This is a genomic window from Halomonas sp. AOP5-B2-8 (assembly GCF_052376475.1).
In the GTDB taxonomy this organism is placed as follows: Bacteria; Pseudomonadota; Gammaproteobacteria; order Pseudomonadales; family Halomonadaceae; genus Vreelandella; species Vreelandella casei.
In genome coordinates, this window is record NZ_JBQSVS010000002.1 from 101,581 (window position 1) to 128,079 (window position 26,499).

Genomic DNA, 26,499 nt, shown 5'->3' on the forward strand with positions numbered 1-26,499 from the left:
TGACTTACATCTGAGAGTCTTCAGGCGGCTCGCCTATCGTGCCGGGCATCGGTTGTACGTGGCCCATCTGCTTACCCGTCAGGGTAAGGAAATGCAGGTGACGCTCATACTCTGCTACCAAATCGCCAATCACTTGTCCACGGGTATAGCCGTTAAGGTCTTTATCCTGCCCCCCTTCCGCTAGGTACACGTCCAGGCGAACATAGAAGTCATCATCCGCTTGGATAAAGCTAGGGGTGCGCATGCGGTGAGGGCATACTTGGTAGACAAAGCTAGTGGCGTCGCCAAAGTCGACCTGCAACATCAGGTTGGGAAGCGTTTCCCCCTCAATCGCTTCTTCACTTACGTTGGCAGTTTGGCCACGGCGCTCAAGCTCCTGAGCAAACTGTGTCATCGCTGGGCGAATTGCATGTTCAATGGTGGCGGCTGCACCGGCGCGATTAGAGGTGTCAAGGGCGCGGTCTAAGCGTTCTTTCCAATCGCCGCCAGGCGCACTACCGGCAATCATGCGACGTGCATCTGCCTTGCTACCTTCTAATTTCAAGGCTTTGTACATGCCCACCATCACCGCAAAAATAACCAGCGAGAAGGGCAGAGCGGTGATGACCACGGCGCTTTGCAGTGCATTTAAGCCGCCGGCCATCAGCAGAGCAATGGTGATCAAACCGATCATGGCTGACCAGAAAATACGCAGCTTCACCGGCGCATCGTGGTTCACGTCGCTCAGAATAGACGTGAAGTTGGCCAGCACCAGCGCTCCAGAATCCGCTGAGGTAATAAAGAACACAATACCCAGAACGGTGACGACTGCCGCGGTAATGCCGACATAAGGGAAGTACTCAAGCAGCGTGTAGATCGTGGTTTGGGGGGTGTTGAGCGCCTGCTCACCTAGCTCGACAACGCCTTGATTAGCGACCAGTTCTATACCGCTATTCCCGAATATCGACATCCAAACCATCATAAAGGCGAGGGGGATAAACAGTGCACCGGCGACGAACTCACGAATGGTACGACCACGGGAAATACGTGCCAGGAATAGGCCCACGAACGGGGTCCAGGCAATCCACCAGCCCCAGAAGAAAATCGTCCACCACATTTTCCACTCTTGAGCCCCCTCGTCGGCGAAGGCGTAAGTGTCAAAGCTGGCACCTACAAAGCCCGATAGATAATCGCCAGCGTTGTTGACCACTTTATCCAGCAACATCAGCGTGTCCCCTGAGAAGAGTACAAACAGCAACAGCGCCAATGCCAGTAACATATTAAACTCTGACAGCCGGCGAATGCCTTTCTCAACGCCTGTAACCACGGAAATCGTCGCTAATATGACCACCAAGACAATCAAGATCACCTGCACGGTGAGGTTTTCCGGCACCCCGAACATGTAGGTGAGGCCGTAGTTAAGCTGTATTACCCCAATCCCGAGGCTCGTAGCAATGCCGAAGACGGTGGAGATCACTGCGGTAATATCCACCGCGTTGCCAATCGGGCCGTGGATACGTTTGCCTAGGATCGGATAGAGCGCACTACGGATCGCCAGCGGCAAGCGATGGCGGTAGCTGAAGTAGGCCAGCGCCATACCCATCAACACGTACAGCCCCCAGCCGGAGAGCCCCCAGTGCAGATAGGTTTGAACGACGGCGTTACGCATCGCTGCTTGGCTTTCCGGGGTTAAATCCGGTGGTGCCAAATAGTGGGCGACAGGCTCGGCAACGCTGAAGAACAGCAGATCAATGCCGATCCCTGCAGCAAATAGCATGGCCGACCAAGAGAGTAGTGAAAATTCTGGTCGTGAGTGGTCAGGCCCCAGGCGAATACTGCCAAAGCGCGACATACCAATAGCCACCACAAATACCAAATAGGCCACTATGGCCAGCATGTAATACCAGCCAAACGTTTTGCTTACCCAGGCGAGTCCGGCATCAAAGAAGGCGCCAGCTTGCTCGGTGAATAACATGGTAAGCACCAGAAAGATCAGGATGCCAGCCACACTGCCGTGAAATACGACGGGATTGAGGCGGTCTCGGGAGGGATGAATAGGGTTGTCTTTCGCCATGCAGGCGTACTCCTGTGGTTGAAAGGTGGAGGTAAGATTTTATTTTGAATGAACGTTCAAATAAAATACGTGAATAACTGCTACCCTTCAAGTTTACGAGTGCCTGAAACTGCTTGAGTTAGTGCGGATTGGGTAACTTGCAGACGTGAAAACGCCCGGAAAACCGGGCGTTGTCAAGAAAGTAGCGACGCGGCGAATGTTTATTCGCTATCGGCACGTTCGTCGCTATTATCGTGGTGGCCGCGTTTGCCCCGATGTTCTTCATGCACTTCACGCATGGCGTTGTGAAGTGCTTCTTGCTCTTCTTCGGTGAGAATGCCAGCGACTCGCTCTTTATGCTCTTCACGCAGCGCATGTATTGCTTCGCGATGTTCAGCGTGTGCTTCATTGAGCTCAGCCTGCTTATCAGCTGAGATTTCGGCGCGCTGATACACCTCTTGGCGACGCTCTTCCATACGTTCTTCCATGCGCTGACGATCAGCACCGGAAGCCTCATGGTCACCGTGGCTGTCTGCTTGGGCCGTTAATGTGATCGATGCTAACGCAGCAGCGAGTAATGCCGGGGCAAACAGTTGGCGAATTGACATTTTCTGAGTACCTGAAATGTTCATAGCATCTCTCCTGGTAAGTTGACGATGTCATTATCGCTAGGTGCAGTGCAAACTGCTTGCAGTTAGTGTGCAACAATCATGGTCTTATTGGCTTGCTGCAGATCGTAGCTAAGGGTAGTTCGTCAATAGTAGACAGGGACGCTATTCATTAAGGAGAAACATAATGTCGCGAATCGAGCTATCTCGCGTGTGGCAGCCGCGCTGCGCGTTCACCACTTTGCGCCGAGTAACCGGATTGGGTGCTCTTGCTTTGATGCTGAGTGGCTGTAGCGCCGCTCAGCATGTGGGCCAAAATGAGTCCGCGGTTAAGAGTGGTACGTTGCATGAACCCCAGCCCTTTACGCGCTTGGCGCCACGGACCTACACGCCTGATGATTGGCCGCAGGCGCTAAAGGCCGATGTCTATTTGCCTGATGAGTCGACTAGCGCCCTACGCCCTGCTGCCTTATTGGTTCACGGTGGAGGCTGGCGAAACCGTACGCCAGAAGACATGCAGAGCATTGCCGAACAGTTGGCAGGGCAAGGCTACGTGGCGGTTAATATTGAGCATCGTTTTGTGCCGGAGTATCGCTTTCCTACCCAGCTGCATGATTTGCAGCAGGCAATGGCGTGGATCCATGCCAATGCTGAAGAGTGGCAGGTAGATACTAACCGCATCGTAGGCGTTGGATATTCATCGGGGGCGCACTTGGTGAGCCTGCTGGCACTGGCTGGCGTCGAAGGGCCGCTGGCCGAGCCTTACGGCGGCGAGCAGAGCCGACTAGCGGCGGTGTTGGCGGGTGGGTTGCCAAGTGATCTGCTTAAATTCGATGACGGGCCCTTAGTGGTCGACTTTATCGGCGGCACGCGAGCTGAAGAAACCGAGGCATATCGCCTAGCGTCGCCCATTTACCATATTACCCCGCAGTCTCCGCCGTTTTTTATATTCCACGGCAAGTGGGATCGCCTCGTGCCGGTAGACCATGCCACGGACTTCTATCAAGCGCTGCAGGATAACAACGTCGAGAGCGAGCTTTATCTGCAAAGCTTTAGAGGCCACATTGCCAGCTTCTTACTGCGTGGCGGCGCTATTGATGCAGGCATTAAGTTTCTTAATCGTCAGGTATTCACTGCGGATTAGACTTTAGTTGCGTTCTTGCTGCATGCAAGGCTGGTGACAGTTTCGTGGGTTAGCGTCTTAGGCTTACAGGTCAATACCTGTTTCTACGGTTAAATAATCTTATAAAAAAGAGAGAGCCCGCTATGCCTAACACTTACCGCGCTTCACTATCGCTTACGATGAAATCCTTGCTGGTTGGAGCAACAGCTACCATTGCTGCACTGGCCATTGCACTACCTGCCGCGGCTGAAGACTTTCCCTCTCGCCCGCTCAATATGGTGGTGGGATTCGGTACCGGGGGAAGTGCCGATCGCCTTGCCCGCATTATGTCTGGGCCTCTCTCAGAAGAGATAGGTGTGCCGATACAAGTCACCAATCGTCCTGGTGCGGGAACGCAAGTCGCTTCTAACTACGTTCTGAACGTTCCTGATGACGGTTACACGGTTTACGCCTCAACGTTCGCGCCTTACTTAACTAACTCTATTCTGATCGGAGGCGCTGAATTTAGTGTCGATGATTTCTCTTATATCAACTTTCAGTGGTTCGATTTAGACATTATTGCAGCGAATAAAGACAGTGGTTATGAAGACCTGCCTAGCTTGCTTGAGGCAATCCGAGAGGAAAAAGGACAGGTACGTGGCGCGGTCGTTCAGGGTTCTGCTGGCCACTTGATGGTGCGTTTGTTGCTTGACGAAGCGGGCATACCGCAAGAAAACCTGAACTTAGTGACCTATAACAGCGGCGGTGAAGCACGCTCAGCCGTTGCAGGAGGGCAAGTTGACTTTGTCTCTATTAGCGCTCAGGGCAGTGAGGGTATCCGAGAGTTTCTTACTCCGTTGGCAATTGTGAGTGATGAGCGCATTGATCAGTGGGATGCCCAGCCTATCAATGAAGCATTGGCGCCCATGGATATTGAAGTGCCTATTCTGCAGGGATCTATGCGTGGCTTTGCAGTGACTAGTGAAATGGAACGTCAACACCCTGAACGTTTTGAAAAACTGTCTTCAGCTATTCAAAGTGCTCTGGCTCGTAAAGATGTACAAGAACAGCTTGAGAGCAATGAAATGGGCGGTATTTGGGTTGGCCCAGAGCGTTCCAATGAATTGATGCGCGAAAACTATCAAGTGTTCGAACAATACGCCCACCTGCTTAACTGATTTTTCCAAGCTAATTTTTCTAACTGGCCCTTCCATGATTGCTGGCTCTTCAAGTTAATGAAGAGCCAGCATGGAGTTTTACCATGTCTGAATATAAACGCGACTATGGGGACTTTTCAGTTCTCATGGGCCTGGGTGCTTTTACATTGTGGTATTTATTAGACGCCATTAGTGTATCTGCTACTCCGCAGAATCTGCTGCTGATTCTACCGCTTGCCATTATTGTACTCGTTATAATTGCGCTTGAATTGATCCTCCGGATAAAGCATGGCTCGCTATTCCAGGGCTCTGAAGAAGAGCCACTGCACCGTACATTACCTGTTGTAGGGCTATTTGCCGCTTATGTCCTATCGCTTGAAACCCTAGGCTTTGATATTGCTACGGTGATCTTCCTGGCGCTCTTTTTGATACTTAAAGGTGAACGTAATTGGCTGCTATTAAGTGGTTATAGCGTTGCTTTTGGGCTTAGTGTCGCGTTCTTCTTCTCGCAGATGCTGCCGTATCCCATGACGCTACTACTACTACCGAGCTGAGGAAAAAATATGATTGATTTTGGCGCGATTGGGCAGGGTTTAGATCTGCTTTTTTCCAGCTTTGGCCCTTGGTTGGTGGTAGTGCCTGGGATCGTACTAGGACTGATTTTCGGGGCTACTCCAGGTCTGCAAATTTCTATGGCCATGGCTATTTTCTTGCCCATGACGATGTATATGGATTTTATCCAAGCCATGCTGTTTCTTACCGCTATTTTTACAGGCGGTTCTTTTGGTGCCGGTATCCCTGCGATTTTAATGAATATACCCGGTACATCTTCAGCCATTGCCACTGCTTTTGATGGTTATCCTATGGCGCGGAAGGGGCAGCATAATCAGGCGCTAGGTATCGCATTAGCCTCATCGGTGATTGGCGCCCTGATGGGCTACGTTGTGCTTTTCTTCATGATCCAGCCTCTTTCCTACATGGTGTTGAGACTAGGCCCTGCAGAGATGTTCGTGGTTATCCTTTGGGGCATGACACTCATTGCTAGCTTGAAAGGTGAACAGGTTTTAAAAGGCTTAATAGCCGGATTTATAGGCCTCCTGGTAGGCACTATAGGGTTTAGTGAAATAGGTTTAGCACGTGGCACGATGGGGCAAACTTATCTTTTAGATGGCGTACCGGTTATACCGGCGATGATGGGTATGTTTGCTGCTTCTGAGCTGTTCAAACTAGCCAACAAAGGTTTCATCGTAGAATCTGCTGATGCCCGCAAGGTGAAAATTAGTGAAATCTTCGAAGGTTGCAAGATGGCGATGCGGTATCCGGTGGTTATGATTCGCGGGGGCTTGATTGGTGTGTTAGTGGGTGCAGTGCCTGGCGTCGGTTCATCGGTTTCTAACTTGCTCTCTTACATAGAAACAAAGCGGCGAGATCGTGACCCTGATTCCTTTGGAAAAGGTAACCCAAAGGGCGTCGTAGCGTCAGAAGCGGCAAATAGCAGTTCCGAAGGTGGCTCAATGGCAACGCTGCTAGCGTTAGGCATTCCCGGTGGCGGTGCCACAGCGGTTATGTTGGCGGCATTTGCCATGCATAACATTACCGGTGGTCCGCAGTTTATTCGTCAACAGACGGACGTAGTTTACGCGATCATTTTCGCCAATTTTGCCCAAGTATTTTTATTGGTGATCATCGGGCTGCTGTTTATTCCCTTGCTGGCTAATATCGTCAAAGTTCCCATGCGATTTTTAATTCCATCGGTTTTAGTGCTGGCCGTTATGGGCTCGTTCGGACTAACCGGAAATATGACAGGTCCGGCCACTGTACTTATTTTTGCCGTTATTGGCTGGATCTTCCGTCACTACGGCTACTCGGTACCCGCGGCTGTGATTGGCATGCTACTCGGCTCTTTGGCCGAAAAGTCGCTACTCCACTCCTACCAAATCAGCGGGGGGGACATTATGTATGTGTTTGAGCGTCCGGTGACACTAGCTATCTTTGCATTGCTGCTAGTCTCTTTGTTTAGCCAGCCATTGATGAAAAAGCTTAAAGCTCGCCAAGAGGCTGCCCAACTATGATTCCTGAGTTCAGGATTTGAAATGTTGAAACGCACTGGTATTACCGTTGGCTTGGGATTTTTGGGTGGCTGGCTTGCCACCCTTTTATCGTTGCCTTTGGCATGGATGCTGGGCCCTCTTTTTATGGTGCTGTGCTTATCACTGATGGGCGTGAATACTGGCATCGATAAGCGCTTACACCGCACGGCCATTGCACTGCTAGGGCTTTTTATTGGTAGCCGTATTCAGGCTGACGAATTGTTAGGATTAGTACTTTGGTATCCCAGCGTACTGGCCATGTTGGTATACATGGCGCTGATGTTATTCGGCGGTTACTGGATTTTTAATCACGCCAACGTAGGGCGTATGAACGCCATGTTTTGCGCTTATCCGGGGAGCATGAATTCAGCGTTGGTGCTGGCCGAACGGGCTAACGGTGATTTGCGCTGGATCGCTATCTCGCACTCTCTGCGTCTAGTGACTGTGGTTTCGGGAGCTGCGATAGTGGCAAGTTTTTTTGTCGACGATGTTACGCTACGCAGTTCGACTTCTTCCTTCACCATCATGGATGGTTTGCCGCTGGTGTTGGCAACGCTATGTTGGTGGCTGGGGCGTTTATTGAAGATTCCCTTGCCTGAGTTTCTTGGGCCAATGGCGGCAGGTGCCATTGTTGCCAACCTTGGGTTCGATTACTCGCTACCTACTTGGATCGTGCTAACGGCATTTCTGGTATTAGGAGCGTCGGTGGGTGCGCGCTTTTCGGGAACTCAGTGGTCACAGGTGATCAGCATGGGCCGTTATGGCATTGCGTTTGCCCTATTTGCACTGTTGGTTGCTGCGCTAATGGCATGGCTAGTATCCAGTTTCACGCACCTCTCATTTTTGGCAGTACTGCTTGCGTTGATTCCCGGTGGGGTAGGCGAAATGGCGGTTATAGCAATGGTGTTAGATATAGATCCAGTATATGTAGTTTCTCATCATATACTGCGTCTACTGCTACTAATATTTATGACCCCTCTAATGATACGCATAGCCAATGGGTCGGCTAAGCAATAGGAAAGGCGACGGTTACTTCAAATCCTCCCTGTGGCCTATTGCCAAGATAAAGCCGTGCAGAGTGGGTGGTTGCGATCTGCTCCACAATGGCGAGACCTAGGCCGCTACCTGGGAAGTGCTTATTGTGGCGGAAAAAACGTTCGGTTAGTTTGGGGAGCTGTTCTTCATCGACACCAGTACCGTCATCACTGACCGTTAACGTCACCTTATCGCTGTCTGTGGCTAATGCGACAGTGATAACACCTTCGTAGACCACGCTGCCTCCAGCATGCAGGCTGGCATTTTCGATGAGATTTGTCACGAGCCATCTCAGCATAATGGGATCGCCAAGAATGCTGGGTATCGCTGTATATTGGTCAAAAGCAAGCTCCTGGTTTTTTTGATAAATATTAGGAGCGGTCTGTGCACAGGCATCGTGGCAAATAGCGATTAAATCAACATGTTCTAGGTGCGAGGTGTCTATTAATTCACTGCGTGTTTTGGCGTATTTGAGCAGTTGTTTGACGGTATGGCTGGCATGCTCAGCAATGCGCTGAATTTCCCGCAGGCTAGTATGCGCTGGTGTTTGGGAAGGAGTCTTAAGCGACATTTCAGTTAAAGCGCGAATTTCAGAGATAGGCGTTCTGAGCTGATGGGAGACATCGGCATTCAGTTGCTGTGTGCTTTCAATGCTACGTCGCATGCGCTGCATCAAGTTGTTAATGCTTTGAATAAGAGGCAGAATTTCCTTAGGGGCGTTGTCATCCAGAGCATGCAAATCATTCGGTGAACGTTGACGTAGAGCCTGACTGACTGCATTAAGTGGTGCCAGCCCCCAGTGTATCGCCATTAAGGCAATGGAGATTGCTAATAGCCCGGTAACAACCATTAACCCTGTGAGCGTTATCATAAAATCGTTGGTGAGTGTATAGCGAGCTTCTTTTGACTCGGCAACGATCACTTCAATGTCGGTCTGCGCACGGCCCCGGCTAAAGGGAAGTGTCAGCGCTACCGCTCGTAGCTCATTACCTGCATAGTCCACATCATAAAAAATCGGTTCATAGGAATAGCTTGGAGGGTCGGTTAGGCCGCTAAAGCCTGCGATCATGCGGCCTTGTGTGTCTTTTATGCGATAAAAAATTTTGCCTTCACCTCGGCTACCCAGCGTACTAACGCTGAAGTAGTGCATGTTGATACGCAGATCATTATTGACAGTATAAAGGCGACGCTCTAGCCGTTGTGCGGCATTTAAGAGCATATTGTCAAAGGTTTCGTTGATTTGACGTGATAAAAGTAGATGGCTCGAGACCAAAGCAAGCACTGCTAGTGCTGTAAAGGGCACGCCAATCCAAATCAGCAGTCGACTGCGGATCGACTGGCTTTTATTCATGGGGTAAGTCTTTGGTATCTTTAGATTCTAAATAGTAGCCCAGCCCACGTACTGTTTTTAAGCCGAAATCGTAGCCGATTTTTTTGCGAATACGTGAAATGTAGGTTTCCACGGCAGCGTAGCTCACTGAGTCATCAGAGTTAGACAGCCGGTCGATGATTTGATCCTTATTGACCAGCCTGTTCTGATTGATCATGAGGTATTCCATGACCTCAAGCTCTCGTCTATGTAATAGCAGAGGCTTGCCATCTAGACGCAGCTCCATCGCATCGGGCAGAAATTCTAAGCGTCCACATTGGAGTGTTTCACCGCCGAAGTGTTTGGCGCGACGTACTAGCGCCCGCGCCCGCGCCGTGACTTCTTCCAGGGAAAAAGGTTTGCATAGATAATCATCGGCACCTATTTCAAGACCGAGGATGCGCTGATCCAAGCTATCTCTCGCTGAGATAATTAATACCGGAATGGTATTCTGAGCGTGACGCAGCTCTCGTAAAAGTGTGATTCCATCCACTTCAGGCAAGCCAAGATCCAGCACTAGTAGGTCATAATCACCTTGTTCGAGCATGTGCAGCGCTCTTCTGCCATCGTTGGCAACATCAATACTAAAGGCGGCTTCACTAAGTGTAGCTGCAATAGAGCGCGCTAAATTGAGGTTATCTTCTACTACTAGCGCTTTCATAGGTCATCTCGTTGTTAACCTTCTGGCTGATACTTATAGCCGACGCCATAGACTGAACGAATAATTTCTAGCTCTGGCAGCGCTTCGTGGATTTTCTTACGCAGCTTCTTGATGTGGCTGTCCACGGTGCGCTCTGAGACGATGCGGTTATCGCGGTACATGTGATCCATTAACTGCTCGCGGCTGAAAATACGTCCCGGTGCCTGCATCATCACGCGCAGTAATTGAAATTCCACCGCGGTGAGTCCTAGGTCTTTGCCGTAAGCGAGCGCTTGCCAGCCATCTTCATTTAATACGACCGGTGCATGCTGAACGTCGGCAGGGGCGTTTGCTGCTGCCTGGCTACGGCGAAGCACGGCTTTGACACGGGCGACCACTTCACGGGGGCTAAAAGGCTTGCAGATATAGTCGTCAGCGCCTAACTCTAAGCCTAACAAGCGGTCGACCTCTTCTACCTTGGCGGTCACCATAATGATCGCAATAGTTGGCCAGTGCTGGCGAATCTCACGGCTAAGCGTCAGGCCGTCTTTGCCTGGCAGCATAATGTCGAGCAGCACAAGTGCCGGGGAGTGCTGTGCTAGCCACGGCATAACCTCATCGCCGTGGGCTAACGTCGTGACCGAAAAGCCATGTGTGGTTAAGTAATCCGCCATCAGGCGAGCAATTTTTGGTTCATCCTCAACAATCAGCAAAGAGGCCGCGTGAGACGCATCGTGAGACATAAGGAACTCGCTTAGCAGTGAGGGTGAAAGCCTATTAATGAGATGTCAGCAGAGGAAAGCGCAGCGTCCAGCGCAGCCCGCCCAGCGTAGAAACTGAGGGCGCTAGCGTTGCTCCGTGCGCATTGATTAGCGCACTGGCAATTGACAGACCTAAGCCGCTACCGCCACTGGACCGGCTACGTGAACCCTCTACACGGTACAGCCGCTCGGTTAAGCGCGCCAGTTCTCCCTCGGGCACCCCGGGCGAGCTGTCTTCCCAGGTAACGACTGCAAAGCCCTGCTGCGCGGTAAGCGTAACGCGCAGCTCTCCCGGTGGTTGGGTGTAGGCGCAGCTATTATCCAACAAGTTGTTCCATAGCTGATGCAGGCGCTGGGCATCGCCACGTACCATTATGCCAGGAGCGATCTGCTCCGTCAGCGTTAAGCCGCTGTCCATTAACCAGCGGTCTGCGTCGGCGAGGCGGCTGACAAGACAGTCGCTAAGGTCCATCGGCGCAAGTTGGATATCCAGCGCACCTGCATCGCTTTGTGACAGCAGGCGTAAGTCAGTGACTAGGCGTTCCAACTGGCTAACTTCTTGAGCAAGCGAGCTGAGGTTCTCCTGGTTGAGAGGTCGGATGCCATCTTGCATCGCTTCAATTTCCCCACGTAGAACGGCCAACGGCGTGCGCAGCTCGTGCGCCGTGTCGGACACCCAGCGTGCTCGGGCATCGCGGCTAGCTTCGAGCGTTGCGGCAAGTACGTTGAAATCTCGCGCCAAACGCGACAGCTCGTCGCGGCCACGCTCAGGCAATCGAGTCGTATAGTCACCTTCTGTCAATCGCAGCGTGGCGCCCGCGAGTGCCCGTGTACGCCGCCCTAACCACCAGGACAAGCCGCCCGCGAGCAGGAGAGAAGCCACACATAGCGATATTACGATCAGGGTAAGATTGCGCTGTTGGCGCTCAAGGAAGCGGCTTTCCATACGCTCCATCATCTCGCGAGGAGGTCGAAAGCCCAGCGAACCGATCGTTTCCTCGCCGCTGTGCAGGTTCAGCCAATGCCAATTGCCCGAGCCTGCCCGACCGCCATTGGCAGGCACTAAAAAACGGCCCTCTGCATCACGTAGCGCAAAATCTCGCGCTTCACCTAGCGGAGAGGGAGAATCTTGATGTTCTTGGCCTAGTTCAAAACGCACAATAGATGCCCAGCGTTCCGGGGATTGCTCCAACCACTCCCAGCTCTCTTGAGTCTCCCAGCGCGTGACGAGGCCGTCTGCCAGCAGTGTTGCCCGACGCTCTTGCGCTTGGTTGAGATAATCGTAAAAGCCGCGGTCAATGCTGTAGGAAACCGCCATAAACATGCTTACTGAGATGGCCACATTGACGCTCAGGATAGTCGCAAATAGTTTGAGCCCCAGCCGGGAAGGGCGCCATTGACGTAGTGGCCCATGCAGCGCCATCACTGAGCGCTTCCTTCTTGGTTAGGCTGACGCGGCGCGCTCAGCCGTTCTCGAACATTTTCCATGCCTAAGTAGAGGCAGGGCACCAGAATTAGCAAAATAGCGGTGGCAAACAGCATGCCAAAGCCTAGTGAAATCGCCATCGGAATCATGAAGCGCGCCTGCCGTGACGTCTCTAGAATCATCGGTGCCAGCCCTAGAAATGTCGTCAGCGTGGTCATCATAATGGGGCGGAGTCGACGCGTTGCTGCGGCCACAATGGCTTCTCTGGCTGCCATTCCCTCGCGGCGTTTGCGGTTGGCGTAGTCGATCAGCACCAGCGCATCGTTGATGACCACGCCGGAAAGCGCGAGCATTCCCAGCAGGCTGATAATGGAAAGCCCAAAACCCATGATCATATGACCGGCCACCGCGCCGACGATACCGAAGGGGATCGCTGCCAGTACCAGCAGCGGCTGCGAATAACTTCTAAACGGGATAGCCAGCAGCGCATAGAGCGCGGCAATCATTAACCACATGGAGGTTTTTAACGTGGCTAAGTTGTCGGCGGTGTCCTGCTGGCGACCGCCCATGCTGACCTCTAGCCCCGGCCAGGTCGCTTCCAGCGTGGGGAACACCTCGTCTTGTAACGTGGCGAGCACCTGGTTAATGGCAAGGTCGTTTTCAGAGTCCGCAGTGACGGTAATAATACGTCGCCCGTTAATGCGCTCAAGACTGCTGGAGGCTTGGCTAATGGTGATATCCGCAACGCGAGACAGGGGCACGCTCAGCCCGTCAGGGGTGCGTACCGGCATGCGGTAGAGGGCGTTCAAACTGTCGCGATTATTGTTAGGTAAGCGTACCTCAACGCTAATTTCGCTACGTCCTACGTATTGCTCTAGAGCGGTCGCGCCCTGTAAGGGGCCGCGCAGCGCCTGTGCTAAGTTGTTGCCGGTTAGGCCCAGCGAGCGTCCTTCTGATGAAAGGCGTATTTCTAACTGGGGTTTACCGTCGCCCAGGCCGCTATCGATATCGGTAAGCCCATAGCCGCTCAGCGTTTCGGCTAACCGTTCAGCGGCGGCTTCAAGCACCTGTGTATTGGGGTGTGAAAGTCGCAGACTCAGTGCCGCACCGCTGCCGGGGCCGCCTACATCGGCTTCAAAGCGCACTGATTGGGCGCCTAATAAATCGCCGGTTAGGTCGCGCCACTCGCGGGCAATTCGCGATGGCGGCCATGCTTCCAGGCTTTCGCTGGCAATGTCGAGGCGAACCTCTAGGCTTTCACCATCCAGGCGGCTGCGCGAGCTGCCAAAACTGAGCGTTTCTTCGCGTTCGCTAAGCTGCTCTGCGGCGTCAAGAAGCTGTTGGCTGAGTTCACGACTGATGCTGATATTGCTACCAATCGGCAGTGTGACCGTCGCCTGCACCTGGTCTGATTCGACGCGGGGCATGAGGGAAAACCCCAAGCGCCCGCTCATTGCCCAGGAAAGGGCGACCAACAGCACCGCAATGCCCAGCGCAATGCTGAGCAAACGCTGGTTAAGGGCACGCTGTAGGAATGGCTCAAACTGATGGTATGTGAAATGGTGTAAACCACCTTGAAGGCGTTGGCGAAGTGCTTCTAATGGGCGCTGCCACGCAGGCGTATTGCGCGGCTTGCGACTATGTGCGAGGTGGGCGGGAAGAATCACCAGTGCCTCCAGCCAGGAAATTAAAAATACCGTGACCACAACGACCGGTACCGTCGCAAAAATAAGCCCCAGAAAGCCGGGTAAAAACAGTAGTGGCAGGAACGCGACGATATTAGAAAGAATGGCGAACGTCAGCGGCGTGGCAATTTCGCTAGCCCCTTTAACCGCTGCATCGCGCAGTGAATAGCCTTCTTCACGGTAGCTATAGATATTCTCGCCGACGATGATGGCGTCATCCACCACAATGCCCAGGGCGATGATAAAGGCAAACATCGACATCATATTCAGCGACACGCCAATCCAGGGCAGAAACAGCATTGCGCCTAGGAACGCTGTTGGGATGCCCAGCGTGACCCAGAATGCCAGACGGGCTTCCAAAAACAGCGCCATGAGTACTAATACCAGCGCTAGCCCCATCCAGGCATTTTTCAACAACAGGCTAAGGCGGGCTTCATATACCTCTGAACTGTCTCGGGAGATATCAAGGCTAACGCCCTCTGGCAGGCCTGAGCGTAACCGCTCAAGCTCACCGTTGACCGCTTCAGAGATGCTGGTCGGGGTTTGGTCGCCAATTTGATAAACATCCACTGAGAGCCCGGGTTGACCGTTATAAAACTCTTCGCGGTCGGTCTCGGCGAAGCCGTCGCTGACTGTCGCGATGTCGCCCAGCATAATGGGCGATCCTTGTGCGCTGGTCAGAATGGGTAGCTCGGCGAAGGCCTCGGCACTGTTACGCCGGCCCTGATAGCGAATAAGCCATTCGCCTTCTGCCGTCGTCAGCTGACCACTGGCAAGGTCAAGAGCCTCTTCGCCAATGCGAGTAGCCAGCTGCTGATGATCCAAGCCATAGCGCTCGATAGCTTCTTCATCCAGATGAACTTGAATCTCTCGTTCGCGGTTACCCGATAGCTCTGCGCGAGATATGCCGTCGGTCGCCTGGAGCTCACCGCGTATTTCTTCAGCGGCGTCGTGTAGCGCCTCTAGGCCTACTTGGCCATATACCTGCAGGCTCAGTACGCTTCGCGAGCGCCCCGCAAGTGTAAAGCGGGGTGGATCGGCGGCACTGGGCAAAGTGGTGATAGCATTTACCGCCTGCTGGATATCCTGATAGGCGCGCATCACGTCAACGCCATCAATCAGCGAGGCGCTGACGTTGGCGCGCCCTTCACTGGCCGTCGCGGTCAGCTCATCAATGCCTTCTACATTGGCAATCGCGGCTTCCATCGGCAGCAGCAGGCTCTGTTCAACGTCTTCAGGCGTCGCACCCGGGTAGCTGATAGACACTTGCACCACTTCAATATCAAACTCAGGAAAGACTTCTTTCTTAATCGCCAGCGAGGCCATTAAGCCGCCCACAATAAACAGCACCATGAGTAGGTTAGGTGCTACCCCGTGATCGACCATCCATGCCAGTGGGCCACGCGGTGTCTTCATGACCCGTCTCCCTCTTGAGCCGGTGTATCGCTGGGGCGTCGGATGCGCACGAGCTGGCCTTCGCGGGGCTGGGTTAAGCCTGCGGTAACGACCCGCTGACCTGCGGTCAGGCCGCTGCGGATCAAGGCATCATCTTCTCCGCGATAAGCCAGGGTCACCGGCGTACGGCGCAGGCGATTCTCCTCATCTACCTGCCAAACGATGTCGCCTGGGCGCAGCGCGGCAGAGGGTACTGAAATGAGCTGGTGCTGAATGGTTGGTTGGAATGAAACACGCAGAACATCACCCAGGCGCAGGGCAGGGCCATCGCTTTCTAGTGCGAGCGGGTCGCTAACGGCGATTAACAGCTGTGCCTGTAAACCGTTTTCTTCCAGGCTGGGTAACATCGATACCAGCGTGCCTTCACGCGTCGCGTCTTCAGACCAGCCGCGGCTGGTTAAGGTAATCTGGCTGCCCATTTCCAACCACTCGGTCCACTCGCTGGGCAGGGAGGCGCGTACCCAAAATTGCTCAACGCCCACTAAGTGCACTACTTCCGTTCCCTGGCTAAGCAGGCTGCCAGCACCCACTAAGCGCGCTTGTACCATGGCGCGCCATGGAGCCACCAGGGTGGCGCGTTCAACGTTAAGCGCTGCCTGATCTCGGGCCACTCGCGCCTGGGTCACTTGGGCCTGGGCTTGGCGCAACTGCGGTTCTCGCAGAACCAGCGCACGGCGCTCGGCAGAAAGCTGGCGGCCAAAAGACTCGTATTCGCTGCGTGCGCGCTGCTGCTCTGCCTGCTCTAGTGCCAGCAGGGCTTGGGCATTGGCTAGCTGCGCCTGCGCATCCTCAAGAGTAAGCGCGAGATCGGCCTGATCAATATAGGCGACCGGCGCCTGCTGCTCGACGACTTGTCCCGGCACAACGCCTGGTGCAAAGCGCTCAAGCTGGCCCGCCACACGGCTGGCCAGCATAGTTTCTTGCTCTGCCTCGACGCGGCCAAATCCATATAGATGGGGCGCCTGGGTGCTCGCAGAAATGCTCATCACGTCTACCATGCTGGGCAGTGGTTCTGGTGGTGCAGTACGCTCAATGCGGGGTGGCTGAGTCATAATCCACCAGGCGAGCATGCACGTGCCGATAAGAATCAATAACGCAACTACTGCACCCAGACGAATACGGCCTTGCTGATAAGAGGAGTGAGACGACGAGAAGGAGCGTATTGAGGTCATTACCGCGCGTTATCCATGTGCTAAGAGCGAAAATTCCAGAAAAATGAGCGTATGATGCTAGCATCACGCATTGTTACGCAGCGATTAGTCAAGCAATGTGCAAATACCATGCAATTGATATCTAATTCATATTCATTTGGTATCAATAGACTCACTGGTCTACTTTAAACGTATGAAAAATACCGCAACGCGCGACAAGCTGATTGATAGTGGTGCCCAACTGATCAGCCAGCAAGGCTACAACGCAACGGGCATCAATGCTGTTTTAAAAACGTGCGGCGTGCCTAAGGGCTCTTTTTACCATTACTTCTCTAGTAAAGAAGATTTTGGGCTGGCAGTGATTGAACGCTTTGCCACCACGTATGACGCCTCGCTAGTGACGCTGTTGGAAGATAGCAACACGCCGCCTTTAGAGCGCCTGAGGCGCTATTTTGCATCAGGTCGTGACTATATGCATGAGTGTGATCACGCCACTGGCTGTTTGATTGGTAATCTTGGACAAGAGCTTTCAGGCCAAAGCGATACCTTCCGTGATGCGCTAAACCTTGTATTTCAGCGCTGGGAACAGCGGCTGGTGAACTGCTTGCAGGACGCTCAAACGCGGGGTGATATTGCTACTCACACTGCTCCAGACGCGCTTGCTAGCTTTATTTTAACCGGCTGGGAAGGTGCTATTTTACGCGCCAAAACGTTGAAATCTGTCGAGCCCATGGATCATTTTGAAACTATTTTGTTTAAGCAGGTGCTGGTGCCGTCCTAATGGCGGGCACGAAAGTGGTGCTCATCAGCGGCCACATCGTTTTGAGTCGCGGCTATTAGAGCATCATCAATGGACGGATCATCCAGCGCTATTAAGCCACACTGCGTTAGTGCTTCGCGAAGACTCACCTGTTCATCCAAACGCTGATATACCACCCGCACACAGCAGGGCATACGTTCGCTGTTATCAGCTACGCCCATTTTTAACCCCGTTAAACGCGTCACCTGGCTCTGAAAGCTTGGAAACAGGATGGTCTGTGTGATTTCATGACCGTTAAGCGTTTCATGATCGACCAAGAATAGCCGGTCAGCCAGTTTAACTGCGGTGCCTACATAGCGATTGTGGCATGAGCGGTTGCCGAGCATGGCCTGCATCCGCTCGGTGCGCTGATAGACTACGCCACCCTCCCGTGCTTCTAAGCAAACTAAGGTACGCATTAACTGGCCTGGTCGAGACATTGAATGATAAAGCTCAAAGTAGCGGCCAATGTAGCGTTCCATGGTTTCACTGCCCCGCTGCACCAATGCGTTAGGCCAGGGTAAGGTTGCTGGGCTTGCTTCTGACGTTAGTTGGCCGGTTTGAACCAGTGTACGAAAGTCATGATGGGGAAGGGCGATATCCTCAGTAGTGACGCCGAAAAAGTGGCAAATGCGCTGCAGTGCTGCGTGATTGGGTCGATAACGTCCACTCAGGTAACGATTAAACTGGGCGCGATTGATCGTTAAACGCCGACATATCTCTGCAATAGACGGATAGTAACTGCAGAGCAGGCGCAGGTTGGCCACAAAGTCGTCATGCATGGGCAGCTCGGCTTCCTCTCTTGGTTTCGTGACTGCCTAATGTGATGCCTAACGCGTGATAGTGCAATGGCTTCCTCCCGCCAGGAAGCCTTCAACGTAGCGGCTTTCTGGTGAATAAGGTTATGCTAGCACTATATACAGCCAGCCGACTTTTGCAGTAAATCAGGAGCGTGTTATGTTTCATGGGTTTGAAAAAACGAAGCGTCGCGTTAACGGCATCGAAATGACTTTTCGCATGGGCGGCAGTGGCCCTGCGCTGCTGTTGCTGCACGGTCATCCGCAGACCCACGTGATTTGGCATAAAGTAGCGGCGTCGCTTGCCGAGCATTTTACGGTGATAGCGGCTGATCTGCGTGGTTACGGCGATAGCAGTAAACCTGACGATGATACCGAGCATCTCAACTATGCCAAACGCACCATGGCGAACGACATGGCGGAGCTCATGACGGCATTGGGTTTTGAGCGCTTTAAAGTGCTGGCCCACGATCGAGGCGCCCGCGTTGCTCACCGGCTAGGCGTTGACCATGCTCAGCGAGTAACGCGGATGGTGCTGCTGGATATTGCGCCTACGCTGGCCATGTATCGTGGCACGTCAGAGGCTTTTGCACGCTCTTACTGGCACTGGTTCTTTCTTATTCGCCCGCAGCCGCTGCCAGAAATGCTGATCAGCAGCGATCCTGCCCAGTATCTAAAGAGCGTCATGGGAGCGCGTAGCGCCGGTATGGCGCCTTTTTCAGCCGAAGCGCTGGCGGAATACGAACGCTGTTTGTCACTGCCCGGTACCGCCTCCGGCATTTGCGGCGACTACCGCGCCAGCGCCACGATCGATTTAGTGCACGACCAGGCGGACATTGATTCAGGCATTAAGCTGAGCTGCCCATTGAAAGTGATGTGGGGAGCTGAAGGAGCAATCGAAGCTTGCTTCGATGCCTTGGGTGAATGGCGCAAAGTGGCCTCTCACGTTGAAGGCAAGTCGCTTCCCTGCGGCCATTATATTGCTGAAGAACTTCCCGAGCAGCTGTTAGAAGAAGCATTACCGTTTTTGCTCAAGGCATAGCCCTTCAAAACTGGGCTCTGCAAAACTGAGCCCTTCAAAACCTAGCCCTTAATCTTGCTGATAATCAGCGCCGCGTTAACGCCTCCAAAACCAAATCCATTGCATAGCACATGCTGGGTGTCGTGATCGAGTGGGCTGGCGGTGACAAAATTTAAGTCCTGCATCCCGTCGTCGCAGTGCTCAAGGTTAATGGTCGGCGGCAGTTGGTCAGTCATCGCGGCCATGACAGAAAAAATGCTTTCTATACCTCCGGCGGCCCCTAACAGGTGGCCTGTAGACGACTTAGTGGCTGAAATCGGTATGTTGGGCAGCAGGGGACCAAACACGTTGCGTAACGAGGCGATTTCAGCACGGTCGCCAACCGGCGTGGACGTCGCGTGGGCATTGATATGACTAATGGCATCTTTGGAAAGACCTGCCATGCCAAGAGCTGCTTGAATTGCTAGGGCTGCCCCTGCGCCATCTTCTGGCCCGGCGGTAATGTGATGTGCATCCGCGCTGGTGCCGTAGCCGCTAATGACTGCCAGCGGGGTTGCGCCACGCGCAAGGGCATGATCAAGCGTTTCTATCACTATAACGCCCGCCCCTTCACCCATCACAAAGCCGTTACGGTCCTTGTCGAACGGCCTAGAGGCGCGCTCAGGTGTGATAGATTCAGTGGAAAGTGCTTTTAACGCGTTGAAGCTGGCCAGCGAAAGCGGGTCGATGCATGCTTCTGCGCCGCCGACGAGTGCCACATCGGCTTCACCGCTGCGGATAATGCGCATGCCATCGCCAATGGCTTGCAAGCCTGCCGCACAGGCCGTTACCGGGCAACCTAACGGGCCTTGAAAGCCATAGCGGATCGACAGGTTGCCGGCTGCCAGATTGGCTAAAAAAGCGGGTACGGTGAAGGGCGATATTTTACGATAGCCGCGTTCCACCAGCGTTTTTTGCGCTTGAGTTATGGTTGGGAAGCCGCCGATGCCCGAGCCAATAATCGTAGCTGTTCGGCGCTTTTGAGCGTGTTCCGATGGCTGCCAGTTGGCCTGTTGCAATGCTTCTTGAGCGGCGGCTAGTGCGTACAGGCTAAACAGATCCATTTTGCGGCGTTCTTTCGGGTCGGCAATGCTATCCAGATCAACCCCGCCAGCCGGGTCATTGAGGTGTTCAGGAACGACGCCGGCAATTTTGATGGGAATATCGCTGGTATCGAAGCGGCTGATCGTACTGATGCCGGACTGGCCTTCTAACAGTCGTTCCCAGCTTGTATTAACGTTGTTTCCTAACGGGCTGACCATGCCCATGCCGGTAATAACAATAGGTGATTGCATAGCGATTCCAGAGTTATTGATGTCGCCACCCTAGCACCAGACAAGATATGATCAAGATCATATTTTATTGGTATACGACGAGGTAACTATGCCTTATCCCCAAAGCCATAAATCGAAAACGAAAGCGCGTATTTTGGCCTCCGCTGCGGAGTTATTCAGCCGTAAAGGCTTTCAGAAGGTATCTATTGGGCAAATTATGACGCTCGCAAAGATGACCCATGGCGCCTTTTATACGCATTTTGCTTCAAAAGAAGCGCTCTACAACGAGTCAGTACGCCTTACGCTGGATAAAAGCCGGGCGGCAAGGTTGGTGAAAGGACCGCTATCGGTGCAACACTTGACTGATCTGGTCGCCAATTACTGCAACCTTCAAGAATTGGTCAGTAAGCATGAACCAGGACCGGAAGCTGTACTCTTCAATGAGATTGGCAGCGAAAAAGAAGAAATCCGTACCCTGTTTGAAGCATCTTATTCACGTATGAAAAAGATGCTCGAAACCCGCCTCATGGCGCTAGGGAAGTTGAAGAAACTGCCCTTCGCCAATGACCGTAACGTGATTGCTGATAAGGCTAGGGTCATATTGGCATCGTTGATAGGCGCTGTGGCCATTGCCAAAAGTTTGCCTGGAGAAGCCGAGAGCAAACAGGTGCTGACGGCAACGCAGCGTCAAATTTTACTAATGATGGGCGTTAGTGAAAACGAAGCAGAAAACATGCTGCATGGGTAATAACCCGCCTCGCAGATGATTTTTTAAACGCTTCTTAATATTTTATGGGCAAGTTGAGCGGGAGTTAACGCATACAAGACGAAGCAGGGTAAAAACTGGATAATGGCAGCCAATCAGCCTACGGCCCTGTTTATTCAAATGCCTAGCCAAATTCATTACCCCCGGATGCTCGTACATGGAAATTAAAGTTAACTATCTCGATAACCTCCGGCTAGAGGCTAAGTTCGACGACTTTACGGTCATTTCTGACCAGCCTATCCGCTATAAAGGTGATGGTTCGGCGCCGGGTCCTTTCGACTATTTCCTGGCGTCATCCGCCATGTGCGCGGCCTATTTTGTGAAGGTGTACTGCAACGCGCGGGATATTCCTACCGAGAATATTCGCCTCTCGCAGAACAACATCGTCGATCCAGAAGATCGCTATAATCAGATCTTTAAAATTCAAGTCGAACTTCCGGAAAATATTTCTGAGAAAGATCGTCAGGGCATCCTGCGGTCTATTGACCGCTGCACGGTTAAAAAAGTGGTGCAAGCCGGTCCTGATTTTCAAATCGAAACGGTCGAAAACATCGATGAAGATGCCCAGGCGCTACTGATGGGCGCGCCGGAAAGTGGCAGTACTTACATTGAAGGCAAAGACTTACCGCTAGAGCAAACCATCGCCAATATGAGCGCGATGCTGGCGGAACTGGGCATGAAGATTGAAATCGCCTCTTGGCGCAATATCGTGCCTCATGTTTGGTCGCTGCATATTCGCGATGCCGCCTCTCCCATGTGCTTTACCAACGGTAAAGGGGCGACCAAAGAGAGCGCACTTTGCTCGGCACTGGGTGAGTTTATTGAGCGCTTAAGCTGTAATTTTTTCTACAACGATCAGTTTTTTGGCGATGAGATTGCCAACAGTGAGTTTGTTCACTACCCCAATGAAAAGTGGTTCCTGCCGGGGCCGGGTGACGAACTGCCCGCTGAGATTCTCGATGATCACTGCCTAGCTATCTACAATCCCGAAGGCGAGCTGTGCGGTTCCAACCTGATTGATACCAACTCCGGTAACGAGGCGCGGGGCGTTGTTTCGCTGCCCTTTGTCCGCCGCTCTGACGGCGAGACAATCTACTTCCCCTCGAACCTGATCGAAAACCTGTTCCTGAGCAACGGCATGAGTGCCGGTAATACGCTGGTAGAAGCGCAGGTGCAGTGTCTTTCCGAAATTTTCGAGCGAGCGGTAAAGCGTGAAATTCTCGAACAGGAATTAAGCCTGCCGGATGTGCCGCAAGACGTGCTGGCGAAATATCCGAGCATTGTGGAAGGCGTTAACGCACTGGAGGCTCAAGGCTTTCCTGTGCTCATTAAAGATGCCTCTATGGGTGGGCAATTCCCCGTGATGTGCGTCACGCTGATGAATCCGCGTACCGGTGGTGTGTTTGCCTCTTTCGGAGCGCATCCAAGTTTTGAAGTGGCGCTTGAGCGCAGCCTAACCGAGCTGCTGCAGGGCCGCAGCTTCGAGGGATTGAATGACCTTCCTCACCCCACCTTCAACTCCCAGACCGTGTCCGAGCCCAACAACTTTGTAGAGCACTTTATCGACTCTGTGGGCGTGGTTTCCTGGCGTTTCTTTAGCGCTAAGCCCGATTTCGAGTTCTGCGAGTGGGATTTCTCTGGCAGCAATGAGGAAGAAGCCGAAACGCTATTTGGGATTTTCGAAGAGCTGGGTGCTGAAGTCTACATGGCGGTGCACGAAGACTTGGGCGCTCCTGTTTGCCGTATTCTAGTGCCGGGCTACTCAGAGGTGTATCCGATCGAAGATTTGATTTGGGATAACACCAATAAAGCGCTGGATTATCGGGAAGACATTCTTAATCTGCACCGTCTTGATGATAAACAGCTCAATGGTTTAGTGGAACGGCTGGAAGAAAGTCAGATAGATGATCATACGGACATCATTACGCTGATTGGCGTGGAGTTTGATGAAAACACCGTATGGGGGCAGCTTACTATTCTGGAATTGAAGCTGTTGACGAACTTGGCACTTCAGCAATATGACGACGCCTTAGAGCGCGTTGAAATGTTCTTGCAGTACAACGATAACACCGTCGAGCGAGGGCTTTTCTACCGTGCGATTAACGCGGTATTGGAAATCGTGTTGGATGATGAGCTGGCGCTTGACGACTACCTGCCTAACCTCACGCGCATGTTCGGTGCAGAGGCGATGGCGGCCGTGGTTGGCTCAGTCAATGGCGATGTGCGGTTTTACGGTTTAACGCCGACCAACATGCAGCTAGACGGCCTAGATCGCCACCTGCGCTTGATTGAAAGCTATAAAAAACTTCACGCTGCTCGGGCGGCTAACGTTGCTATGTAAACATTACCGGGCGTGCGAGTATCGCGATTGATTGGCTAGCGCTATACCGCTAGCCATTTCATTCTGCCGCATGAAACCAGCTTTGATGGCTGAGGAATTCTATTAGCTCTGTCCGGAAAAGCATGGCACGCGCAGAAAGGCTGCGGCGGTGGGGCCATACCAAGCAGATTTCTCTATGTTGACCCTGCCAGCTAGGCAGCACACGCACCAACGAGCCCATTTGTAGGCTGTTAGCCACCATGCTGGCGGGCATCAACGCGATGCCCGCGCCTGATTGGGTGAGATTTAGGACAACATTCATATCATTACTGATATGGAAATGATGTTTGTGGCAAGCGTGGTGATTGCCTTCGCTATCCATCAGTTGCCAATCGCTAAACATGTTGGCCGCAACACTAGGGCAGGCCGCAAGTTCACTAATCGTGGCCGGTAGAGGGTGCTGCATCGCTGGGGATGCCACCAAAATGGGCTCTATATAGCCTAGGTATTTTTGGATCAGAGTAGTATCTTTCTGAGGGCCTGATCGCAGCGCAATATCGGCTTGCTGATCGCGAATGTCGATGATGTTGTTATCTAGTTCGATGCTCAGCGAAATGTCCGGATAGCGGTGCGTAAAATGCCGCCAAAACGCATCCAGCGGCCCGCTGCCCAAGTTGACCGGGGCCATTACTTTTAACGGACCGCTTAGGCTATGCAGTGCTTGATCCAGGTTTAAAATGCGTTGATCGAGTGCTACCACTAGCTCTTCGCACTCGCGATAATAAGACTCCCCATGCGGCGTTAACGTTAAGCCTTTGGTTGAGCGATACAGCAACTCTACACCGAGCGTTGCCTCTAACGCGCTGATGCGCCGCGAAACGGTGGCAATTGTCATATTAAGCTGAGCAGCTGCCGCCGTCAGGCTGTGCTGGTTGGCAGCGACGATAAATATTTTGAGATCATCAAGAGAAGGTGTTTTCATTTTGCATTTATGTAAAATTGGTTTTCATATATTGCCATATATTACATTTATAGATGTTTGTTAGCCTATCCGCACTCAAACACTCGTAATAGGGCCGCCCATGAAACACCGAATTATCTTCGCTATTCTTATGTCATTCACACTATCGCTGATTATGTCCGCCTGGGTCACCTACGTGAATATCGGTGCCCATACTGATTTTGTGGGTATTTGGATGCATGCGTGGCTATTAGCATGGCCGGCCGCTGGTATCATCGCTTTTATCTGCGGCCCCTTTCTGCATAAAGTCGCCCACCGCATAGCCAATAATCTCTAAAAACTCGCTTGATGCACTATGATGCACTCGTTGGTGCAGTCAGTGCATACAACTGCATCTGTGCGCCAAGTTTAATTCTGCTCCACGCTTGGTAAAACGTTCTTCGCGCTTGATGATAGTAAAGCGACGCGCTTTCAAACATAACGCTAATACAAAAACGCGGAGAGAATCCCATGCTCGATATGCTCAATGACCTCCTGTGGGGGAAGATTCTACTAGTGCTGCTGGTGGGCGTTGGCGTCGGTTTTACCTTCGCTTCACGCTTTGTGCAGTTTCGCTATTTCGGTGAGATGTTTCGTATCCTAGGTTCGGGGCAAGTCTTTAAACGTAGCCAACACGGCCATTTAAGCTCGTTTCAGGCATTGGTGCTTTCGGTGGCGGGGCGTGTAGGTGGTGGTAATATCGCAGGTGTTGCGGTGGCCATTACTTTAGGTGGCCCAGGCGCGATTTTTTGGATGTGGCTGGTGGGTTTAATGGGCATGGCCACCAGTTTCTTGGAATGCACCCTGGCGCAAACATATAAAGAGGCCGAAGGCGATGGCACATATCGCGGTGGCCCGGCGTATTACATCGTTAAAGGGTTGGGTAAACAGTGGCGTTGGCTGGCAGCGTTTTACTCGGTGCTGTTGCTGTTGACCTTCGGCTTTGCCTTTACTGCACTTCAATCCTACGCAGTAGCGACTTCATTTGGAGACGCTTTCGGTGTGCCTGTGCTGTATACCGGGATTGCTCTGGCGATGCTGGTAGGCCTGATTATCTTCGGTGGCATTAAGCGTATTGCGCGTATTTCCGAGATTTTAGTGCCCTTTATGGCGATCAGTTATATTGCTATCGCACTACTGGTTATCGCCATGAACATTGGGGAAATTCCAGGTGTGATTGCGCTCATTGTAAAGAGTGCTTTCGGCCTTGAACCACTGATCGGTGGTGGAATTGGTGCGGCTATTATGATGGGTTTGAAGCGCGGCCTGTTCTCTAACGAAGCGGGCCTGGGTAGTGCGCCCAATGTGGCGGCAGTCGCCTACGTGCCGCACCCGGCCAACCAAGGTATCGTGCAGGCATTTTCGGTATTTATCGATACCGTCATTATTTGTTCTGCCACGGCGTTCCTGATTCTGCTCAGTGGCGTATACGATCCTGCGGCGGGCGCAGGTGTTGAGGGCATTGCCCTCACCCAGGCAGCGCTGGCCGAACACGTAGGTGAGTGGGGCCGCACTTTTGTTAGCCTGGCGCTATTGCTGTTTGCTTTCAGCACGATTTTGTACAATTACTACCTAGGCGAAAATAGCCTCAATTTTTTCAGTCGTGACAATCAGAACCTATTCAACGCCTTCCGCGTGGCGATCGTGCTTTTAGTGTGTTGGGGTGCGACCACTGATTTGGGCACCGTGTTTGGCTTTGCTGATGTCACTATGGGCCTTCTGGCCGTGGTCAACCTAATTGCGCTGATCCTGTTGTTCAAGTGCGGCTTGCGCATTCTCAAAGACTTCGATAGTCAGCGTCGGCAGGGCATCAAACAGCCGATTTTTGACGCTAACCAGCATCCGGACCTCGACCTGGATCCAAAAGCCTGGGAGCTAGAACCTGAAGAGGCTGAAGCATTAAAGCAGCGTCTAACAAGCGCGTCTGCCGAGTAAGGACTCGCTCAGCACGTATTAACTCAATCAGGAGTGC

Annotated in this window: 22 protein-coding genes; 11 read left to right on the forward strand and 11 right to left on the reverse strand. The window is 52.7% G+C overall.

What is annotated here, in order from left to right; all coding sequences use genetic code 11:
- Positions 1-4: 4 nt before the first annotated feature.
- Together betT and ACT3RP_RS05135 are read right to left on the reverse strand one after the other, a co-directional pair.
- Complete coding sequence (betT, locus tag ACT3RP_RS05130; RefSeq protein WP_096278344.1) at positions 5-2,053, reverse strand: choline BCCT transporter BetT; 2,049 nt, start codon at positions 2,051-2,053, stop codon at positions 5-7.
- 200 nt (positions 2,054-2,253) lie between these two features.
- On the reverse strand, positions 2,254-2,664 hold the full coding sequence (locus tag ACT3RP_RS05135) for a hypothetical protein (protein WP_483393393.1): 411 nt from the start codon (positions 2,662-2,664) through the stop codon (positions 2,254-2,256).
- 163 nt (positions 2,665-2,827) lie between these two features.
- Between ACT3RP_RS05135 and ACT3RP_RS05140 the strand changes: the two genes are divergently transcribed.
- The 5 genes from ACT3RP_RS05140 (at position 2,828) to ACT3RP_RS05160 (ending at position 8,006) form a co-directional block, all read left to right on the forward strand.
- Complete coding sequence (locus ACT3RP_RS05140; RefSeq protein ID WP_483393394.1) at positions 2,828-3,784, forward strand: alpha/beta fold hydrolase; 957 nt, start codon at positions 2,828-2,830, stop codon at positions 3,782-3,784.
- A gap of 122 nt (positions 3,785-3,906) precedes the next feature.
- Complete coding sequence (locus tag ACT3RP_RS05145) at positions 3,907-4,920, forward strand: tripartite tricarboxylate transporter substrate binding protein (RefSeq protein ID WP_096278351.1); 1,014 nt, start codon at positions 3,907-3,909, stop codon at positions 4,918-4,920.
- 83 nt (positions 4,921-5,003) lie between these two features.
- Positions 5,004-5,453 (forward strand): tripartite tricarboxylate transporter TctB family protein, encoded by a 450-nt coding sequence (locus tag ACT3RP_RS05150; RefSeq protein WP_483393395.1) that lies wholly within the window; start codon positions 5,004-5,006, stop codon positions 5,451-5,453.
- A gap of 9 nt (positions 5,454-5,462) precedes the next feature.
- The gene (locus ACT3RP_RS05155) at positions 5,463-6,971 is read left to right on the forward strand and encodes a tripartite tricarboxylate transporter permease (protein WP_096278355.1); all 1,509 of its coding nucleotides are present in this window, start codon (positions 5,463-5,465) and stop codon (positions 6,969-6,971) included.
- A gap of 21 nt (positions 6,972-6,992) precedes the next feature.
- Positions 6,993-8,006 (forward strand): AbrB family transcriptional regulator, encoded by a 1,014-nt coding sequence (locus tag ACT3RP_RS05160; RefSeq protein WP_096278357.1) that lies wholly within the window; start codon positions 6,993-6,995, stop codon positions 8,004-8,006.
- Here ACT3RP_RS05160 and ACT3RP_RS05165 read toward each other — a convergent pair.
- From ACT3RP_RS05165 to ACT3RP_RS05190, 6 genes are read right to left on the reverse strand one after another with little or no spacing between them, the layout of a single operon-like run.
- Entirely contained in the window at positions 7,996-9,375 is a 1,380-nt protein-coding gene (locus ACT3RP_RS05165; protein ID WP_483393396.1) for a sensor histidine kinase, read from the reverse strand. The genes ACT3RP_RS05160 and ACT3RP_RS05165 overlap by 11 nt on opposite strands.
- Positions 9,368-10,054, reverse strand: coding sequence for a response regulator transcription factor (locus tag ACT3RP_RS05170; protein WP_483393397.1), 687 nt, complete (start codon positions 10,052-10,054; stop codon positions 9,368-9,370). Before ACT3RP_RS05170 ends, ACT3RP_RS05165 begins: the two co-directional genes overlap by 8 nt.
- 14 nt (positions 10,055-10,068) lie before the next feature.
- Positions 10,069-10,776, reverse strand: coding sequence for a response regulator (locus ACT3RP_RS05175; RefSeq protein WP_096278361.1), 708 nt, complete (start codon positions 10,774-10,776; stop codon positions 10,069-10,071).
- 34 nt (positions 10,777-10,810) lie between these two features.
- Complete coding sequence (locus tag ACT3RP_RS05180; protein WP_483393556.1) at positions 10,811-12,217, reverse strand: ATP-binding protein; 1,407 nt, start codon at positions 12,215-12,217, stop codon at positions 10,811-10,813.
- Complete coding sequence (locus ACT3RP_RS05185) at positions 12,217-15,321, reverse strand: efflux RND transporter permease subunit (RefSeq protein WP_483393398.1); 3,105 nt, start codon at positions 15,319-15,321, stop codon at positions 12,217-12,219. The genes ACT3RP_RS05180 and ACT3RP_RS05185 overlap by 1 nt, the downstream gene beginning before the upstream one ends.
- Positions 15,318-16,532, reverse strand: coding sequence for an efflux RND transporter periplasmic adaptor subunit (locus ACT3RP_RS05190; protein ID WP_096278367.1), 1,215 nt, complete (start codon positions 16,530-16,532; stop codon positions 15,318-15,320). The genes ACT3RP_RS05185 and ACT3RP_RS05190 overlap by 4 nt, the downstream gene beginning before the upstream one ends.
- 172 nt (positions 16,533-16,704) lie before the next feature.
- Here ACT3RP_RS05190 and ACT3RP_RS05195 point away from each other — a divergent pair, with 172 nt between their 5' ends.
- A complete protein-coding gene (locus ACT3RP_RS05195) occupies positions 16,705-17,292 on the forward strand; it encodes a TetR/AcrR family transcriptional regulator (RefSeq protein WP_483393399.1) in 588 nt (195 codons plus the stop codon).
- Here ACT3RP_RS05195 and ACT3RP_RS05200 read toward each other — a convergent pair.
- Complete coding sequence (locus ACT3RP_RS05200; RefSeq protein WP_096278371.1) at positions 17,289-18,092, reverse strand: helix-turn-helix domain-containing protein; 804 nt, start codon at positions 18,090-18,092, stop codon at positions 17,289-17,291. The genes ACT3RP_RS05195 and ACT3RP_RS05200 overlap by 4 nt on opposite strands.
- Before the next feature lie 175 nt (positions 18,093-18,267).
- On the opposite strand from ACT3RP_RS05200, the gene ACT3RP_RS05205 reads away from it, so the two are divergent.
- The gene (locus ACT3RP_RS05205) at positions 18,268-19,149 is read left to right on the forward strand and encodes an alpha/beta fold hydrolase (protein WP_096278374.1); all 882 of its coding nucleotides are present in this window, start codon (positions 18,268-18,270) and stop codon (positions 19,147-19,149) included.
- A gap of 41 nt (positions 19,150-19,190) precedes the next feature.
- On the opposite strand, the gene fabF is transcribed toward ACT3RP_RS05205, so the two are convergent.
- Entirely contained in the window at positions 19,191-20,462 is a 1,272-nt protein-coding gene (fabF, locus tag ACT3RP_RS05210) for a beta-ketoacyl-ACP synthase II (protein WP_441685747.1), read from the reverse strand.
- A 67-nt stretch (positions 20,463-20,529) separates the two neighbouring features.
- On the opposite strand from fabF, the gene ACT3RP_RS05215 reads away from it, so the two are divergent.
- The gene (locus tag ACT3RP_RS05215; RefSeq protein ID WP_444671388.1) at positions 20,530-21,189 is read left to right on the forward strand and encodes a TetR/AcrR family transcriptional regulator; all 660 of its coding nucleotides are present in this window, start codon (positions 20,530-20,532) and stop codon (positions 21,187-21,189) included.
- Between the two features lie 175 nt (positions 21,190-21,364).
- Positions 21,365-23,548, forward strand: a complete 2,184-nt coding sequence (locus ACT3RP_RS05220; RefSeq protein ID WP_441685743.1) for an OsmC domain/YcaO domain-containing protein — start codon at positions 21,365-21,367, stop codon at positions 23,546-23,548.
- A 58-nt stretch (positions 23,549-23,606) separates the two neighbouring features.
- On the opposite strand, the gene ACT3RP_RS05225 is transcribed toward ACT3RP_RS05220, so the two are convergent.
- Entirely contained in the window at positions 23,607-24,509 is a 903-nt protein-coding gene (locus ACT3RP_RS05225; RefSeq protein WP_441685741.1) for a LysR family transcriptional regulator, read from the reverse strand.
- 100 nt (positions 24,510-24,609) lie between these two features.
- Between ACT3RP_RS05225 and ACT3RP_RS05230 the strand changes: the two genes are divergently transcribed.
- Together ACT3RP_RS05230 and ACT3RP_RS05235 are read left to right on the forward strand one after the other, a co-directional pair.
- Entirely contained in the window at positions 24,610-24,825 is a 216-nt protein-coding gene (locus tag ACT3RP_RS05230; RefSeq protein ID WP_441685739.1) for a DUF2798 domain-containing protein, read from the forward strand.
- A gap of 173 nt (positions 24,826-24,998) precedes the next feature.
- Positions 24,999-26,462, forward strand: coding sequence for an alanine/glycine:cation symporter family protein (locus ACT3RP_RS05235; protein ID WP_096278390.1), 1,464 nt, complete (start codon positions 24,999-25,001; stop codon positions 26,460-26,462).
- Positions 26,463-26,499 lie beyond the last annotated feature (37 nt).

Coding starts and splice junctions, on each gene's coding strand:
- betT (WP_096278344.1), bottom strand. CDS start 2,053: ATGGCGAAAGACAACCCTATTCATCCCTCCCGAGACCGCCTCAATCCC.
- ACT3RP_RS05135 (WP_483393393.1), bottom strand. CDS start 2,664: ATGAACATTTCAGGTACTCAGAAAATGTCAATTCGCCAACTGTTTGCC.
- ACT3RP_RS05140 (WP_483393394.1), top strand. CDS start 2,828: ATGTCGCGAATCGAGCTATCTCGCGTGTGGCAGCCGCGCTGCGCGTTC.
- ACT3RP_RS05145 (WP_096278351.1), top strand. CDS start 3,907: ATGCCTAACACTTACCGCGCTTCACTATCGCTTACGATGAAATCCTTG.
- ACT3RP_RS05150 (WP_483393395.1), top strand. CDS start 5,004: ATGTCTGAATATAAACGCGACTATGGGGACTTTTCAGTTCTCATGGGC.
- ACT3RP_RS05155 (WP_096278355.1), top strand. CDS start 5,463: ATGATTGATTTTGGCGCGATTGGGCAGGGTTTAGATCTGCTTTTTTCC.
- ACT3RP_RS05160 (WP_096278357.1), top strand. CDS start 6,993: ATGTTGAAACGCACTGGTATTACCGTTGGCTTGGGATTTTTGGGTGGC.
- ACT3RP_RS05165 (WP_483393396.1), bottom strand. CDS start 9,375: ATGAATAAAAGCCAGTCGATCCGCAGTCGACTGCTGATTTGGATTGGC.
- ACT3RP_RS05170 (WP_483393397.1), bottom strand. CDS start 10,054: ATGAAAGCGCTAGTAGTAGAAGATAACCTCAATTTAGCGCGCTCTATT.
- ACT3RP_RS05175 (WP_096278361.1), bottom strand. CDS start 10,776: ATGTCTCACGATGCGTCTCACGCGGCCTCTTTGCTGATTGTTGAGGAT.
- ACT3RP_RS05180 (WP_483393556.1), bottom strand. CDS start 12,217: ATGGCGCTGCATGGGCCACTACGTCAATGGCGCCCTTCCCGGCTGGGG.
- ACT3RP_RS05185 (WP_483393398.1), bottom strand. CDS start 15,321: ATGAAGACACCGCGTGGCCCACTGGCATGGATGGTCGATCACGGGGTA.
- ACT3RP_RS05190 (WP_096278367.1), bottom strand. CDS start 16,532: ATGACCTCAATACGCTCCTTCTCGTCGTCTCACTCCTCTTATCAGCAA.
- ACT3RP_RS05195 (WP_483393399.1), top strand. CDS start 16,705: ATGAAAAATACCGCAACGCGCGACAAGCTGATTGATAGTGGTGCCCAA.
- ACT3RP_RS05200 (WP_096278371.1), bottom strand. CDS start 18,092: ATGCATGACGACTTTGTGGCCAACCTGCGCCTGCTCTGCAGTTACTAT.
- ACT3RP_RS05205 (WP_096278374.1), top strand. CDS start 18,268: ATGTTTCATGGGTTTGAAAAAACGAAGCGTCGCGTTAACGGCATCGAA.
- fabF (WP_441685747.1), bottom strand. CDS start 20,462: ATGCAATCACCTATTGTTATTACCGGCATGGGCATGGTCAGCCCGTTA.
- ACT3RP_RS05220 (WP_441685743.1), top strand. CDS start 21,365: ATGGAAATTAAAGTTAACTATCTCGATAACCTCCGGCTAGAGGCTAAG.
- ACT3RP_RS05225 (WP_441685741.1), bottom strand. CDS start 24,509: ATGAAAACACCTTCTCTTGATGATCTCAAAATATTTATCGTCGCTGCC.
- ACT3RP_RS05230 (WP_441685739.1), top strand. CDS start 24,610: ATGAAACACCGAATTATCTTCGCTATTCTTATGTCATTCACACTATCG.
- ACT3RP_RS05235 (WP_096278390.1), top strand. CDS start 24,999: ATGCTCGATATGCTCAATGACCTCCTGTGGGGGAAGATTCTACTAGTG.